The following is a 17,540-nucleotide window of genomic DNA, read 5'->3' as shown; positions in this document are numbered from 1 at the left end:
GCCGACTTTACATCGGCCATCAGACTTTTACTTCGCCTTCGCTACAGTCACCATCGCCGCGCGAATGGTACGACCGTTCAGCGTATAGCCTTTCTGCATAATACCCAGCACATTGCCTGCCGGAACCTCTTCCGACTCCACCATCGCAATCGCCTGATGCACGTTCGGGTCCAGCGGCACGTTGGTCTCAGCAATCACTTCCACGCCGAACTTACGCACCACATCCAGCATAGACTTCAGCGTCAGCTCAATCCCTTCGACCATTGCCGCCATATCCGGATTGGCTTTGTCTGCGACTTCCAGCGCGCGATCCAGGCTATCGATGACCGGCAGCAATTCGTTGACGAACTTCTCGAGAGCGAATTTATGCGCTTTTTCGATATCCTGTTCAGTACGACGGCGCAGGTTTTCCATTTCCGCTTTGATGCGCAACACAGTGTCGCGTTCGCGAGTCTGGGCTTCTGCAAGCTGAACTTCCAGATTCGCAATTTTTTCATCGCGCGGATCCACCTGCTCAGCAGAATCGTTTGGTTCAACTGCCTCAACCTCTTCGTGCTGATCCATGATAATTTCTTCCGGGGCTTGCCCCTCAGGCGTTTTCTGTTCTTTACTACTCATGAATTTCTCCGCGTTTTTTTTCGCATTCATCTCGCTAACTTCGCTTATTATGGGGATCAGATTCAGGGTTTCAAGGGAAGTACTCACATTGTCATCAATCTTCGCTACAAGGACCTCAGAAAAATGAATAATCATTTCAAGTGTATCGGCATTGTGGGGCATCCGCGTCATCCCACCGCACTCACGACACATGAAATGCTCTACCGTTGGCTATGCGATCAGGGTTATGAGGTCATTGTGGAGCAACAAATCGCCCACGAATTACAGCTAAAAAATGTGCCAACCGGCACGCTGGCGGAAATTGGTCAACAGGCGGATCTGGCGGTAGTCGTGGGCGGCGACGGCAATATGCTTGGCGCAGCGCGTACGCTGGCGCGTTATGACATCAATGTGATTGGCATTAACCGCGGTAATCTTGGCTTCCTGACCGATCTCGATCCGGACAACGCCCTGCAACAATTATCTGATGTGCTGGAAGGGCGCTATATCTCCGAAAAACGTTTTCTGCTGGAAGCGCAGGTCTGCCAACAGGACCGCCAGAAGCGTATCAGCACAGCCATTAATGAAGTGGTGCTGCATCCGGGAAAAGTGGCGCATATGATCGAATTCGAGGTTTATATTGATGAAACCTTCGCTTTTTCACAGCGATCTGATGGTCTGATCATTTCTACGCCGACCGGCTCCACCGCCTATTCGCTCTCCGCAGGCGGCCCTATTCTGACCCCTTCACTGGATGCCATCACCCTGGTGCCGATGTTCCCGCATACCTTGTCGGCACGCCCGTTAGTCATTAACAGCAGTAGCACGATTCGTCTGCGTTTTTCGCATCGCCGTAGCGATCTGGAAATTAGCTGCGACAGCCAGATAGCGCTGCCTATTCAGGAAGGAGAAGATGTGCTGATTCGCCGCTGCGACTACCATCTCAACCTGATACATCCCAAAGACTATAGCTATTTCAATACATTAAGCACAAAACTCGGTTGGTCAAAAAAATTATTCTAATTTTACGTTAGCCTCTTTACTGTATAAAAAACCAGTTTATACTGTATTTAATTACAGTCATGGTTTTTCATACAGGAAAACAGCTATGTTGGCGCAACTGACCATCAGCAATTTTGCTATCGTTCGTGAGCTTGAGATCGATTTTCAGAGCGGAATGACCGTCATCACTGGTGAAACCGGCGCGGGTAAATCTATTGCGATTGATGCCCTGGGTCTGTGTCTGGGCGGTCGCGCTGAGGCCGATATGGTCCGTACCGGAGCGACCCGCGCCGATTTGTGTGCCCGCTTTGCGCTGAAAGACACGCCTGCGGCATTGCGCTGGCTGGAAGAAAACCAGCTTGAAGAAGGTCGCGAATGCTTACTTCGCCGCGTTATCAGCAGCGATGGTCGCTCACGGGGCTTTATTAACGGCACCGCTGTGCCCCTGTCTCAATTGCGCGAGCTCGGTCAGTTGCTGATTCAAATTCACGGTCAACATGCGCACCAGCAGCTTACCAAACCCGAACAGCAAAAATCGCTGCTGGATAGCTATGCCAACGAAGCCGCTTTAGCGCAGCAGATGGCTGCTCGCTACCAATTATGGCATCAAAGCTGCCGCGATCTCGCCCATCACCAGCAACAAAGCCAGGAACGCGCCGCGCGCGCGGAACTGCTGCAATATCAGTTAAAAGAGTTGAACGACTTTAATCCGCAGGCCGGCGAATTCGAGCAAATTGACGAAGAGTACAAACGGCTGGCCAACAGCGGGCAGTTGCTTACGACCAGCCAGAACGCTCTGGCGCTACTCGCGGACGGCGAAGACGTTAACCTGCAAAGCCAGTTATATAGCGCAAAACAACTGGTTAGCGAGCTGGTGGGTATGGACAGCAAGCTTTCCGGCATCCTGGATATGCTGGAAGAAGCCACTATCCAACTCACCGAAGCCAGCGATGAATTACGCCACTATTGCGAGCGTCTGGATTTAGACCCCAATCGCCTGTTTGAGCTTGAACAGCGCATCGCTAAACAAATTTCGCTGGCGCGAAAACATCACGTCAGCCCGGAAGCGCTGCCGCAGCTTTATCAGTCACTGCTCGAAGAACAGCAGCAGCTCGACGATCAGGCGGATTCGCTGGAAACGCTGACTCTGGCGGTTAATAAGCATCACCAACAAGCGCTGGAAACGGCGCAAGCGCTGCATCAACAGCGTCAGTTTTACGCCCAGGAGCTGGGGCAGTTGATCACTGAAAGTATGCATTTACTTTCGATGCCGCACGGTCTGTTTACTATCGACGTGAAATTTGATGAGCATCATCTGAGCAACGACGGCGCCGATCGCGTGGAGTTTAAAGTGACGACAAACCCGGGTCAGCCGCTGCAGCCTATCGCTAAAGTCGCGTCTGGCGGTGAACTGTCGCGCATTGCGCTGGCTATTCAGGTGATTACCGCGCGCAAAATGGAAACGCCGGCGCTAATTTTTGACGAGGTCGATGTTGGCATCAGCGGCCCAACCGCCGCCGTGGTCGGTAAACTCCTGCGTCAGCTTGGCGAATCCACTCAGGTGATGTGCGTCACTCACCTGCCACAGGTAGCCGGGTGCGGTCACCAGCACTTCTTTGTCAGTAAAGAAACAGACGGGGCAATGACCGAAACCCATATGCAACCTTTGGATAAACGTGCGCGTTTACAGGAACTGGCCCGCCTGTTGGGAGGAAGTGAAGTTACGCGTAATACGCTGGCAAACGCAAAAGAACTGCTGGCGGCGTAAACTTTTTTATCTCCCGAAGGTCTGAGTTCACAACAAAAACGCGTAAGACCCGACAGCAAAAGGTTTTAAAGTGATGAAAGGTCTATTATCATCGGCATATTAATATGAGCCACGTACTGCTCAGGCCCGAAAAGGAACCCAATCACTATGCGCTGTAAAACGCTGACTGCTGCCGCAGCAGTACTCCTGATGTTGACCGCAGGCTGTTCCACTCTGGAGCGAGTGGTTTACCGACCTGACATCAATCAGGGGAACTATCTTACACCTACGGATGTCGCCAAAGTGCGTGTTGGTATGACGCAACAACAGGTTGCGTATGCTTTAGGCACGCCGATGATGACCGATCCTTTTGGTACGAACACCTGGTTTTATGTCTTCCGCCAGCAGCCAGGACATGAGAACGTGACGCAGCAGACTCTGACGCTCACCTTTAACAGCAGCGGCGTGTTAACCAATATTGATAACAAACCGGCGTTGACGAAGTAATTTTGTGATACCGCCTGATGAGGTTACGTTCATCAGGCCTGCAAACCTCTCCCCCGCCATTTGGTACGAATTTGCCTGATGGCGCTACGTTTATCTGGCTTACAGGCACGCCTGTGCTTCAGGTGTGGTACGGCTTTCACACCGTTATCCGGCAAAAGAGGCTAATTATCTGCCAGCCGATTTTTCGGCACGCTGGCGGCGTAATGCTTTTGGATCGGCGATTAAGGGACGGTAAATTTCAACCCGATCGCCATCCTGCACCGTATCGGTGAGTTTTACCGGACGACTGTAGATACCTACTTTATTTTTCGCCAGATCGATATCCGTGCGCAATTCCAGCAAGCCGGAAGCGCGAATCGCCTCTTCGACCGTCGCGCCCTCCTCCAGCGTTACGCGCTGCAAATACTGCTTTTCCGGCAGCGCATAAGCCACTTCAACCACAAGTTTATCCGGCACGGTAAACCTCTTTGGCGCGAACCGTAAACGCCTGCACCATGTTGGACGCTAACTCTTTGAATATACGACCAAACGCCAGCTCAATGAGTTTATTGGTAAACTCAAAATCAAGCTGAAACTCAATGCGGCACGCCTCGGGGCTGAGCGGGGTAAATTTCCAGCCGCCGATCAGCTTTTTAAAGGGGCCATCCACCAGATGCATCAGAATGCTCTGGTTACGCGTTAGCTGATTACGCGTCGTAAACGTCTTGCTGATACCCGCCTTCGACACGTCAACAGCCGCCGTCATCTGTGCTGGCGATGACTCCAGGACGCGACTACCAACACACCCAGGCAAAAACTGGGGATACGATTGCACGTCATTCACTAACTGATACATCTGTTCCGCACTGTAGGGGACTAAAGCAGTCCGACTAATCTGAGGCATAGCAATTCCCATCAACATAAATCGTGTAAATAATACCACTTATCAGCGAGTAAAAAAAATGCTGTCCCCAACCGTCATGCCTTAATTGTGCGTGCATAGCCCAACTCATGCTAAGATAGATTTTTGCACCTCATCAGGACGTAATGGGGTGTTTTCGATATCAGATTACCTATGAATTCACGACACTTATGACGAAGAAAAAAGCACATAAACCGGGCTCAGCCACCATCGCGCTGAATAAGCGCGCCCGGCACGAATACTTTATCGAAGAAGAGTTCGAGGCTGGTCTCGCCCTGCAAGGCTGGGAAGTAAAATCTCTGCGCGCAGGAAAAGCCAATATCGGCGACAGTTACGTTATCCTCAAAGATGGCGAGGCCTGGCTGTTTGGCGCAAACTTTACGCCGATGGCGGTCGCCTCGACACATGTTGTATGCGACCCAACCCGAACCCGCAAACTGTTGTTAAATCAGCGTGAGCTTGATTCGCTGTATGGCCGTATTAATCGTGAAGGTTATACTGTCGTCGCGCTTTCTCTGTACTGGAAAAATGCCTGGTGCAAAGTGAAGATCGGCGTGGCGAAAGGTAAAAAACAACATGATAAACGTTCCGATCTTAAAGAACGTGAGTGGCAACTGGATAAAGCACGCATTATGAAAAATGCAGGCCGATAATAGACATTTTTTGTGACCAGCTTCTCAGTATGAAGCTGGTCAATGTTCATATCTCATGCATGCCTCGAAAATATATTCTCTGTGTCTGACGCTTATCAATAGCAATAAATACCACAACAAGAATATATTCTTTGTTTAAAAAATTTTTATAGCCTAATAACACAATACTTCAAATGATTTTTATAAAATTTAATAGTGCTGAATACCTTCACAAAAAGTATTGTTTTTATGTTAAAAGAGAAAAAGAAGAAAAAAATTAAAATTCATTATAAAACATAAAGATAAATAAAAAATTATCATGCATTGTTAGCCCACTCTACCTCTACTTAACACAAACTCCGTTATATTTCAGACGCACTAACACCTTTATCAATAGATCTTAATTTGCAGAAAGATTTTTTTCTGACTATATCATCTAATACGAAAGCACTAGTCAGGCACAAAAAACAAAGGGTTATTCGGCGAGAAAACCAGACCTCCACCTACGCTCATAAAAAAGAATATGGCTACGGAAATTCATCTCTCACGATGAACGGGAAGGCTCGTCTACGCATTTTGCCCTGAACGTCGTGCCCGTTAATTAATACACAGAGCAAATCCATCAGGAGCTAATTTATGCGTCTACTCGCCGTGGTTTCGAAATTGACTGGCGTCTCCACCACTGTGGAATCCTCAGCGGTCACTCTTAACGCCCCGTCAATTGTTAAATTATCAGTGGCCCGGGAGGAAATTAGTCAACTTACGCGCATTAATCAGGATCTGGTGGTGAGGCTCCATTCCGGCGAAACGATCACGATTAAAAACTTTTACGTTACCAACGATCTGGGCGCAAGCCAGTTAGTACTGGCGGAAAACGATGGCACGTTATGGTGGGTAGAAAATCCTCAAGCCGGGCTACATTTTGAACAAATCGCTGATATTAATGAACTGCTGGTCACTTCCGGCGCTTCCCATGAAGCAGGCGGCGCCGTTTGGCCGTGGGTACTGGCTGGCGCGGTGGCGGCTGGCGGCATTGCCGCTATCGCGTCTTCCGGCGGCGGCGATTCCCACCATCATTCGGATGGCGATAATCCGCCCCCCGATAACACCAATCCTGACGGTAATCCCCCTGATAACAGCAATCCCGGCGGCAGTACCCCCAACGGCAATACTCCAGGTAGCAGTAATCCTGTAGATACTACCCCGCCTCTCGCTCCCGGCGAATTATTGATTTCAGCGGACGGAAAAACGGTAAGCGGGCAAGCCGAAGCGGGCAGTACCATTACCATCAAAGATCCCTCAGGCAACGTCGTTGGCGAGGGCAAAGCGGATAGCGACGGTAAATTTAGTATTGATCTGACAGCGCCACAGATTAGCGGCGAACAACTTACCGTGACCGCGACTGACGATGCCGGCAATACCGGCCCATCCGCAACCATTGATGCGCCCAACATTCCTCTCCCCGATACACCGGTTATCACCGCCGCTATCGATGATGCCGCTCCCCTCACCGGCACGCTGAGCAATAATCAGTTTACGAACGACAGTACCCCCACTCTGGAGGGCACCGGCAGCGCAGGCACAGTCATCCATATTTACGCCAATGGTCAGGAAATAGGCTCAACAACGGTTGATACCAGCGGAAACTGGCGTTTTGCCATTACCAGCGCGCTAGCGGATGGGGAAAATCATTTCACCGCCATTGCGACTAACGTTAAAGGCGAAAGTAGCGAATCAGCCCGCTTTACGCTGACTATCGACACACTCAGCCCCGATGCCCCACGCGTTGAACTGATTGCCGATAACACCGGTTTGCTCACCGGGCCGCTACAGAATAATGACCGGACTGACGAGGCAAAACCGCTATTTTCCGGGCAGGGAGAGGCAGGCAATACCATCACGATTAAAGAAGGTTCAACCGTTATCGGCAGCGCTACCGTAGACGAAAATGGACGCTGGACCTTTACGCCGACTACGCCGTTAAGCGATGGCGAACATACCTTTACCGTCGAACAAAGCGACAAAGCCGGAAACACGAGCCGCGTGACGACAACGCCTACTATCATTGTGGACACCACACCGCCTGACGCCGCTATCATTGATAATGTTGCGAAAGACGGCACAACCGTTAGCGGCACCGCTGAAGCTGGCAGTACCGTGTCGATCTATGACCCGGCGGGAAATTACCTGGGCTCCACGATTACCGGAGAAAATAACCACTTCAGCATCACGCTGAATCCGGCTCAGACCCACGGCGAGCGTCTGGAAGCGCGTATTCAGGACGCCGTCGGTAACATCGGCCCCGCCACGGAGTTTACCGCTTCTGATTCACAGTATCCTGCCCAGCCGACTATCCTTACCGTGACGGATGACGCTGGCGCCGTTACCGGGCTGCTGAAAAATGGCGATGCCACAGATGATAACCGCCCAACCCTCAGCGGTACTGCTGAACCAGGCAGTACGATATCGATTAACGATAATGGCTTTCCTGTACCGACCTTTCCGCCCATTGTCGCTGACGCTGACGGCAAATGGAGCTTTACCCCCTCGCTGGCACTTGCCGATGGCGACCATGTCTTTACCGCTACCGCGACCAACGATCGCGGCACCAGCGGGCAGTCCGTCTCCTTTACCATTGATATCGACACGCAGCCGCCGGTGCTGGAAGGCCTGGCGGTTAGCGACGTCGGCGACAGACTTACCGGCACTACGGAAGCTGGCAGTACTGTGGTTATCAAAGACAGCCTGGGAAATACGCTCGGTAGTGGAACGGCAGGCGACGACGGTACCTTCTCAATAGGTATTAGCCCGGCGAAAATTAACGGCGAAACATTGAGCATTAGCGTTACCGATAAAGCCGCGAATAGCGGTCCGGTAGAAACGCTGAACGCGCCGGATAAAACTGCGCCTGCGGCACCGGACGGTCTTATCGTGGCGACCGACGGTCTGTCCGTAAGCGGTCAGGCGGAAGCCGGGGCAACGGTCACTATCCGCGACAGTAGCAACACCGTACTTGGCAGCGCCGTCGCTAACGGCAACGGACAATTTATCGTTCCGCTGAATACGGCGCAGACTAACGGCCAGGCGCTTATCGCTACCGCCACCGATGTCGCGAAAAACGAAAGCGCCGCCGCGACGGTTATCGCGCCGGACAGTACCGCGCCGGAAATGCCGAAAAACGTGGTAATTAGTGAGGATGGCACCAGTATCAGCGGCACCGCCGAACCGGGTAGCGCCATCACGATCGCCACGCCGGACGGCAAGCCGCTTAGCAGCGGCAAAGCAGATGGCGAAGGTCATTTTACCCTTCCCCTCGTCCCCGCACAGACCAACGGCGAACAGGTTACCGTCACCGCCACCGACAACGCCAACAACGTCAGCCCGCCAACTACAGCGCAAGCGCCCGATATCACCGCCCCGGATAAGCCCATTATCACTCAGGTGCTGGACGATGTTGAAAGCTTCACCGGGCCGCTGGTTAACGGACAAACCACCAATGACAACCGCCCCACCCTTAGCGGTACGGCGGAGGCTGGCGCGCGTGTCGAAATTTTTGATAACGGTGTTTCGCTGGGACTCGCCACGCTACAGCCCAACGGCACCTGGACGTTTACGCCGTCGCAAAATTTAGGTGAAGGCGCGCATCGACTGACCGTAATCGCAACCGACGCTAAAGGCAATGCCAGTCCGGCCGCGTCATTCGACCTGGTGGTCGATACGCAATCGCCGCAGCAACCGGTAATCACCTTCATTACAGATGATGCGCCGGGTATTCTCGGTAGCGTCGCGCATCTGGGGCTCACTAACGACAGCACGCCAACGATTAACGGTACAGGTGAACCGGGTTCCACAGTACACCTGTATCAGAATGGCGCCCGGATAGCGGATATTATCGTCGGTAATTCCGGCGTCTGGAGCTACGCCTACACCACGGCCTCGCCACTGGCGGACGACACCTACACCTTTACCGTGACGGCCAGCGACAGTAACGGCAACACCACGCCTTTTTCGACCGATTTTACGATTACCATTGATACCCAGGCCCCTGCCGCTCCCGGCGTTATCGGCGTAGCTGACGGCGACGGAAATACGATTGATACCAATCAGATTACCCAGGAATCCCAGCCCCGGTTGAGCGGTAGCGGCACCGCAGGCGATACAATCATCCTTTACGATAACGGCAATGCCATAGGTCAGGCGCTGGTCGGTACGGACGGGCGCTGGCAGTTTACGCCGCCTGCCGCGCTGGGCGACGGCGACCACCTTCTGACCGCTCGCGCCAACGATCCGGCGGGGAACGAAAGTCCCGAATCCATCAGCTTTACCCTACGCATCGATACCCAGGCGCCGGATGCGCCGCAGATCGTGTCAGCCGCCATCACCGGCGGAGAAGGCGAGGTGCTACTGGCAAACGGCAGTATTACCAATCAGCGTATGCCGACCCTCAGCGGCACCGGCGAACCCGGCACCATCATCACCCTGTACAATAACGGCGTAGAACTGGCTACCGTCCAGGTCAATCCACAGGGTAGCTGGACCTATCCGCTAACCCGTAATCTGAGCGAAGGGTTAAACATCCTGACGGCCACCGCCACGGATGCCGCAGGCAATAGTAGCCCGACCTCCGGCGTTTTCTCCGTTACCCTTGATACCCAGCCTCCAGCGCAGCCTGACGCGCCGCTAATCAGCGATAACGTCGCGCCGGTTATTGGCAACATCGGCAATAATGGCGCAACGAACGATACCACGCCGACCTTCAGCGGCACGGGAGAGATCGGCAGCACGATAATTCTCTACAATAATGACAGTGAAATTGGTCGCACAACGGTAGGCGATAACGGTAGCTGGAACTTTACGCCTGCGGCACTGACGCCAGAAACCTATACCATTACCGTCACGGAAACCGATATAGCGGGCAATATCAGTCCACCTTCCGCCTCAGTCACTTTTACGCTAGACACCACTGCGCCCGCCAATCCGGTTATCACTTTTGCCGAAGATAACGTCGGCGAAGTCCAGGATACTATTGTCAGCGGCGCAACCACTGACGACAATACACCGGTCATTCACGGCACTGGCGACATCGGCAGCATTATTACGCTCTATAACGGCAGCAGCGTTTTAGGCGTAGTCACCGTCGATGAGACCGGCACCTGGACGCTGCCGGTGACCAGCGCGTTGCCGGATGGCGTCTACACCCTGACCGCCATTGCCGCCGATGCCGCCGGAAACAGCAGCGGCGTATCGAACAGCTTTACCTTCACCGTCGACACCGTTCCGTTGCAGCCGCCCGTCGTCAATGAGATCCTTGACGATGTTGCACCAGTGACCGGGCCATTAGCCGATGGCGCCTTTACTAACGATCGGACGCTGACTATCAACGGCAGCGGCGAAAACGGCAGCACCGTCACGATTTACGACAATGGCGTGGCAATCGGGACGGCGCTCGTCACCGACGGGACCTGGACATTCAATACGCCCGAATTGTCAGAAGCCAGCCATGCGCTAACCTTCAGCGCGACTGACAATGCTGGAAATACCACGGCGCAAACCCAGCCGATCACCATTACCGTGGATATCACCGCCCCGCCCGCGCCAACAGTCCAGACGGTGGACGACGATGGCACGCGCGTGGCCGGACTTGCCGATCCTTACGCTACCGTTGAAATTCATCATGCCGATGGCACCCTGGTCGGCAGCGCTGTCGCTAATGGCACCGGTGAGTTCGTCGTTACGCTCAGTCCGGCGCAAACCGATGGCGGTACGCTGACGGCAATTGCTATCGATCGCGCGGGGAATAACGGCCCGGCTACGAATTTTCCCGCTTCCGACAGCGGTCTGCCCGCCGTCCCGGCCATCACGGCGATTGAAGATGATGTCGGGAGCGTACAGGGGAATATTGCGGCGGGCGGCGCCACGGACGACACCACGCCGACGCTGCGCGGCACTACGGATATCGGCTCTACCGTTGAAGTTTTCATTAATGGCGATTCGGCAGGCTTTGCCACCGTTGACGCCAGCGGGAACTGGATCTTTGAGATCACGACGCCATTAAGCGAAAGCACACATTACTTCACCGTCCAGGCAACCAATGCGAATGGCCCGGGCGGCCTGTCCGCACCGGTCGGGATCACTGTCGATCTTAGCGCGCCGGCGCAACCGGTTATTACCAGCGCAACGGATGATGTCCCCGGCATGACCGGTACGCTGGATAACGGCGCGCTCACCAATGATTCACGCCCGACGCTCAACGGAACGGGAGAAGCAGGCGCCACCATCCGCATTCTGGATAACGGCGTAGAAATCGGTTCCGCCACGGTAGATCAAAGCGGCAACTGGCGCTTCACCCCGAACGCGCCGCTGGAGAGCATCGCACACATCTTTACCGCCGTAGCGACCGATCCCGCCGGCAATAGCGGCCAGCCTTCGGACGGCTTTACGCTGAACATTGACGCGCAGGCGCCAGATGTGCCGGTTATCACGTCCGTGATTGACGATAACAATCAACCGACCGTTCCGGTGTTACCGGGGCAATCCACCGACGATCGGCAGCCAATACTGAACGGAACTGGCGAACCTGGCGCGACAATCACCATTTTTGATAACGGTACGCCGCTTGGCACGGCTCAGGTAGGCGAAAACGGTAGCTGGACATTCCCGGTGCCCCGCAATTTGTCAGAGGGAAGCCATAATCTGACGGTTAGCGCTACCGATCCGGCGGGCAATACCAGCGCGGTCTCCGCGCCGTGGACGATCATAGTCGATATTACGCCTCCGGCGATCCCGGTTCTCACCTCCGTCGTGGATGACCAGCCCGGTATTACCGGCAACCTGGTTAGCGGGCAGCTAACGAACGATGCGACGCCCACCCTGAACGGGCGCGGAGAGGCAGGCGCGACGATTAATGTCTATCTTGACGGTAATCCCGCGTCCATCGGTACCACGACGGTGAATAGCGACGGCACATGGAGTTTCACGCCGCAGACGCCGCTTGCAAACGGTAGCCACACGTTCACCCTTAGCGCCACCGATCCGGCGGGTAATAGCAGCGCGGTGTCCAGCGGATTTGTGCTGACGATTGACGCCACACCACCCGCCGCGCCGGTTATCGCCAGCGTGGCAGACAATACGGCGCCGGTGACGGGCATCGTCCCCAACGGCGGCTCGACGAACGAAACCCGACCAACACTCTCGGGTACCGGTGAGGCGGGTACAACCATCTCGATTTATAATGGCAGCGCGCTGGTCGGCACGGCGCAAGTTCAGGCCAACGGTAGCTGGAGCTTTACGCCGTCTACCTCGCTGGGCGCGGGCGTCTGGAACCTGACGGCGACAGCAACCGATGCGGCAGGCAATACCAGCGCCGCGTCCGAAATACGCTCGTTTACTATTGATACCACGGCTCCCGCCGCGCCTGTTATTGATACGGTCTACGACGGTACGGGCCCCATTACCGGCAATCTGAGTTCAGGACAGATCACAGACGAGGCGCGCCCTGTCATTAGCGGCACCCGTGAAGCCAACACAACTATTCGTCTCTACGATAACGGCACACTGCTGGCTGAAATTCCCGCCGACAATAGCAGTAGCTGGCGCTACACGCCCGATGCCTCTCTGGCGACGGGCAACCATGTAATTACCGTCATTGCCGTTGATGCCGCAGGCAACGCCAGTCCCGTTTCGGACAGCGTTAATTTCGTCGTCGATACCACGCCGCCGCTGACGCCGGTAATCACATCAGTCAGTGACGATCAGGCGCCAGGCCTCGGCACGATCGCGAACGGCCAAAATACCAACGATCCTACGCCAACCTTCAGCGGCACCGCAGAAGCCGGCGCCACGATTACGCTCTATGAAAATGGTACGGTCATTAGCACGACAACGGCTCAGCCTGACGGCGCGTGGAGCGTCGCCACCTCAACGCTGGCAAGCGGAACGCACGTCATCACCGCCGTCGCCACCGATGCCGCAGGAAACAGCAGCCCGAACAGTACAGCTTTCACCCTGACGGTCGATACCACCGCGCCGCAAACGCCAATCCTGACGTCCGTGGTGGATGACGTCGCGGGCGGGGTCACAGGAAATCTCGCTAATGGTCAGATAACCAATGATAACCGCCCCACGCTGAACGGCACTGCCGAAGCGGGCAGCGTGGTCAGTATCTATGATGGCAACACTCTGCTTGGCGTCACCTCGGCTAACGCGGGCGGCGCGTGGAGCTTCACGCCGACGACAGGGTTAAACGACGGCACGCGCATATTAACAGTGACCGCCACCGACCCGGCAGGCAACGTTAGCCCGGCCACCAGCGGTTTTACTATCGTGGTCGATACCCTTGCGCCAACGGTTCCGCTTATAACCAGCATCGTTGATGATGTCCCGAACAACACCGGCGCCATTGGCAATGGACAATCGACCAACGACACACAGCCGACGCTCAACGGTACCGCGGAAGCCAACAGCGCGGTAAGCATCTTCGATAATGGTGCGCTGGTCGCGACCGTGAACGCCAATGCCAGCGGCAACTGGAGCTGGACGCCAACCGCCGCGCTCGGCCAGGGAAGTCACGCCTATAGCGTTAGCGCCGCCGATGCAGCTGGTAACGTTAGCGCCGCTTCGCCATCGATAACGATTATCGTGGATACCATTGCGCCCGGCGCGCCCGGCAACCTGGTCATCAATGCTACCGGTAATCGGGTGACGGGCACCGCGGAAGCAGGCAGTACAGTGACGATTACCTCTGATACTGGTGTGGTACTGGGAACCGCCACCGCCGACGGTACAGGCAGCTTCACCGCCACACTCACGCCCGCGCAGACCAATGGTCAGCCGCTACTGGCATTTGCCCAGGATAAAGCAGGCAACACTGGCATTGCCGCCGGATTTACCGCGCCCGATACGCGCGTGCCGGAAGCGCCGATCATCACCAACGTAGTGGATGATGTGGGTATTTATACCGGCGCTATCGCCAACGGTCAGGTCACTAATGACGCCCAACCCACATTGAATGGTACCGCTCAGGCGGGCGCCACGGTGAGCATTTATAACAACGGGGCGCTGCTCGGCACCACCACGGCGAACGCCAGCGGAAACTGGAGCTTTACCCCGACAGGCAATTTGACCGAAGGCAGCCACGCCTTCACCGCCACCGCGACTAACGCCAACGGAACAGGCAGCGTCTCCACCGCCGCGACGGTGATTGTCGATACGCTGGCGCCCGGTACGCCGTCAGGTACGCTCAGCGCCGATGGCGGTTCACTTTCCGGGCAGGCAGAGGCAAACAGCACCGTAACCGTCACGCTGGCGGGCGGCGTGACGCTCACCACCACCGCCGGCAGCAACGGCGCATGGTCTCTCACCTTGCCGACAAAACAAATTGAAGGCCAACTCATTAACGTGACGGCCACTGACGCTGCGGGTAACGCCTCCGGCACGTTAGGCATTACCGCACCGGTTCTGCCGCTGGCGGCAAGGGATAACATCACCAGTCTTGATCTGACCTCGACCGCCGTCACCAGCACGCAAAACTATTCGGATTACGGCCTGCTGCTGGTTGGCGCGCTTGGCGATGTCGCCTCGGTTTTGGGTAACGATACCGCTCAGGTTGAGTTCACCATTGCTGAAGGTGGTACGGGCGACGTCACCATCGATGCCGCCGCAACGGGAATCGTGCTTTCGCTGCTCAGCACTCAGGAGATTGTGGTACAGCGCTACGACACCAGCCTCGGCGCCTGGACGACGATCGTCAACACCGCCGTTGGCGACTTCGCGAATTTGCTTACCCTGACCGGGAGCGGCGTTACCCTGAACCTGAGCGGACTGGGCGAAGGCCAGTACCGGGTACTCACTTATAACACCAGTCTGCTCGCCACCGGGTCATATACCAGCCTGGATGTCGATGTACACCAGACCAGCGCAGGTATTATTAGCGGGCCAACCATCAGTACCGGCAACGTCATGGCTGATGATACCGCGCCGACGGGCACCACGGTCACCGCCATCACCAACGCCAACGGCGTCAGTACGCCGGTCGGCGCGGGTGGCGTGGATATCCAGGGACAATACGGCACGCTGCACATTAATCAGGATGGCAGTTACACCTACACGCTGACTAAGCCCACGGCGGGATACGGACATAAAGAGAGCTTCACCTACACCATCACCCAGAATGGCGTCGGTAGCAGCGCCGCGCAACTGGTTATTAATTTGGGTCCCGCGCCTGTACCGGGCAGTGTGATAGCGACAGACAATAACGCCTCTCTGGTCTTTGATACTCATGTTAGCTACGTCAACAACGGTCCCTCGACACAAAGCGGCGTCACGGTATTAAGCGTCGGACTTGGTAATGTACTGAACGCGAATCTGCTTGATGATATGACTAATCCGATCATCTTTAACGTTGAAGAAGGCGCTACGCGAACCATGACGTTACAGGGAACCGTCGGCGGCGTCTCACTGGTTTCCACGTTCGATCTGTACGTTTATCGCTTCAACGATGCCATTCAGCAATATGAGCAGTTCCGGGTGGAAAAAAGCTGGATTAACACCCTGTTGTTAGCCGGACAGTCCCAGCCGCTGACCCTGACGTTGCCTGGCGGCGAATACCTGTTCGTGCTGAATACCGCCAGCGGCATTAGCGTCCTCACTGGCTATACGTTGGCGATTTCCCAGGACCACACCTATGCCGTTGACAGTATCACCGCCAACACCACCGGCAACGTACTGACCAATGATGTCGCCCCTACGGGCGCCCTCCTCACTGAAGTAAACGGCGTGGCGATTGCGGCGACCGGCACGACGGAGGTAAACGGGCTGTATGGCTCGCTCATCATTGACGCAAGAGGCAACTATACCTACACGCTGAAGAACGGCGTCGGCGCCGACAGCATTAAAACGCCGGACAGCTTTATCTATACGGTCAAAGCGCCAAACGGCGATACCGATACGGCCTCGCTCAATATCACGCCAACCGCCAGGGCGCTGGATGCGATTAATGATGTCAGCGATACCCTTAGCGTCGCCACGCTTCAGGATACCGCTGCCTGGCTGGACTCCAGCGTCGGCAGCGCCAGTTGGGGGCTACTCGGCAAATCGGGCAGCGGGAGCGGCACCTTTGACGTTGCAACGGGCACCGTACTTAAAGGCGCGTCACTGGTCTTTGATGTCTCCACGCTCATTACGCTGGGTAATCTGAATATTAGCTGGGCCATTCAGGAGAACGGGACCGTCATACGCAACGGAACCGTTCCGGTGGCGAATATCACGCTGGGCAGCGCGACGGTGACCGTCAACCTGAGCGGCCTGGAGCTGGATGCCGGAACGTACACGCTTAACTTTACCGGTACCAATACCCTGGCCGGGGCGGCGACGATCACGCCACGCGTCATCGGCACCACCGTCGATCTGGATAATTTTGAAACGTCCGGAACGCATACCGTTCCCGGCAATATTTTTGACGGCAGCGACGCGGCGGGGGCGATGGATCAGCTTAATACGGTGAATACCCGCCTGAGCATTAGCGGGTATAACGGCAGCGCCGCCACGCTGGACGCCGCGGCGAATACCACCAGCGCCACGATTCAGGGACATTACGGCACATTGCAAATTAACCTTGATGGCGCTTACACCTACACCCTGAATAATGGCGTCGCGATGTCGTCCATCACCAGTAAAGAGGTCTTTACCTATCAACTGGATGACAAGATGGGTCATACGGATAGCGCCACATTGACCATTGATATGGCGCCGCAAATCGTCAGTACCAACCAAAACGATGTTCTCATCGGCTCCGCCTATGGCGATACGCTGATTTACCACCTGTTAAACGGCGCGGACGCGACCGGCGGCAACGGCGTCGATCGCTGGCAAAACTTCTCTACCGCGCAGGGCGACAAGATCGATATCCACGAACTGCTGACGGGATGGGATCACCAGGCGGCGACGCTGGGTAACTTTGTTCAGGTTCATACCAGCGGCGCCAATACGGTGATATCCGTCGATCGCGACGGCGCCGGCAGCGCGTTTAAATCAACCGACCTTGTCACTCTGGAGAATGTGCAGCTCACGCTAAATGATCTGTTGCAGAACAACCACCTGATAACCGGCGGTTGATAAAAAAGCCCCGAACGCCACGACGTTCGGGGCAACAAGCGGT

General features: G+C 55.4%; 8 protein-coding genes. 5 read left to right on the top strand and 3 right to left on the bottom strand.

What is annotated here, in order from left to right; translation table 11 throughout:
- Positions 1 to 27: 27 nt before the first annotated feature.
- Positions 28 to 618 (bottom strand): nucleotide exchange factor GrpE, encoded by a 591-nt coding sequence (gene grpE, locus ACLJNW_RS11015; protein WP_001518875.1) that lies wholly within the window; start codon positions 616 to 618, stop codon positions 28 to 30.
- A gap of 123 nt (positions 619 to 741) precedes the next feature.
- Between grpE and nadK the strand changes: the two genes are divergently transcribed.
- The 3 genes from nadK (at position 742) to bamE (ending at position 3,853) form a co-directional block, all read left to right on the top strand.
- The gene (gene nadK / locus ACLJNW_RS11010; protein WP_001059155.1) at positions 742 to 1,620 is read left to right on the top strand and encodes an NAD(+) kinase; all 879 of its coding nucleotides are present in this window, start codon (positions 742 to 744) and stop codon (positions 1,618 to 1,620) included.
- A gap of 85 nt (positions 1,621 to 1,705) precedes the next feature.
- Positions 1,706 to 3,367: a DNA repair protein RecN gene (gene recN / locus ACLJNW_RS11005; protein WP_000880965.1), complete on the top strand. Its 1,662-nt coding sequence runs from the start codon at positions 1,706 to 1,708 to the stop codon at positions 3,365 to 3,367.
- Positions 3,368 to 3,514: 147 nt separating this feature from the next.
- Positions 3,515 to 3,853 carry an outer membrane protein assembly factor BamE gene (gene bamE, locus ACLJNW_RS11000; RefSeq protein ID WP_001203445.1) on the top strand — a complete coding sequence of 113 codons (339 nt, stop codon included), beginning with the start codon at positions 3,515 to 3,517 and terminating at the stop codon, positions 3,851 to 3,853.
- A 165-nt stretch (positions 3,854 to 4,018) separates the two neighbouring features.
- Here bamE and ACLJNW_RS10995 read toward each other — a convergent pair whose 3' ends face one another.
- Together ACLJNW_RS10995 and ACLJNW_RS10990 are read right to left on the bottom strand one after the other, a co-directional pair.
- On the bottom strand, positions 4,019 to 4,309 hold the full coding sequence (locus ACLJNW_RS10995) for an RnfH family protein (RefSeq protein WP_001112990.1): 291 nt from the start codon (positions 4,307 to 4,309) through the stop codon (positions 4,019 to 4,021).
- Positions 4,299 to 4,736 carry a type II toxin-antitoxin system RatA family toxin gene (locus tag ACLJNW_RS10990; protein WP_001537508.1) on the bottom strand — a complete coding sequence of 146 codons (438 nt, stop codon included), beginning with the start codon at positions 4,734 to 4,736 and terminating at the stop codon, positions 4,299 to 4,301. Before ACLJNW_RS10990 ends, ACLJNW_RS10995 begins: the two co-directional genes overlap by 11 nt.
- A gap of 188 nt (positions 4,737 to 4,924) precedes the next feature.
- On the opposite strand from ACLJNW_RS10990, the gene smpB reads away from it, so the two are divergent.
- Together smpB and bapA are read left to right on the top strand one after the other, a co-directional pair.
- The gene (gene smpB, locus ACLJNW_RS10985; protein WP_001518569.1) at positions 4,925 to 5,407 is read left to right on the top strand and encodes an SsrA-binding protein SmpB; all 483 of its coding nucleotides are present in this window, start codon (positions 4,925 to 4,927) and stop codon (positions 5,405 to 5,407) included.
- Positions 5,408 to 6,022: 615 nt separating this feature from the next.
- Complete coding sequence (gene bapA / locus ACLJNW_RS10980) at positions 6,023 to 17,497, top strand: biofilm-associated protein BapA (protein WP_024154432.1); 11,475 nt, start codon at positions 6,023 to 6,025, stop codon at positions 17,495 to 17,497.
- Positions 17,498 to 17,540 lie beyond the last annotated feature (43 nt).

The organism is Salmonella sp. SAL4457, assembly GCF_046548235.1.
Classification (GTDB): domain Bacteria; phylum Pseudomonadota; class Gammaproteobacteria; order Enterobacterales; family Enterobacteriaceae; genus Salmonella; species Salmonella enterica.
This window is presented reverse-complemented; position numbering and strand designations above follow the sequence as displayed.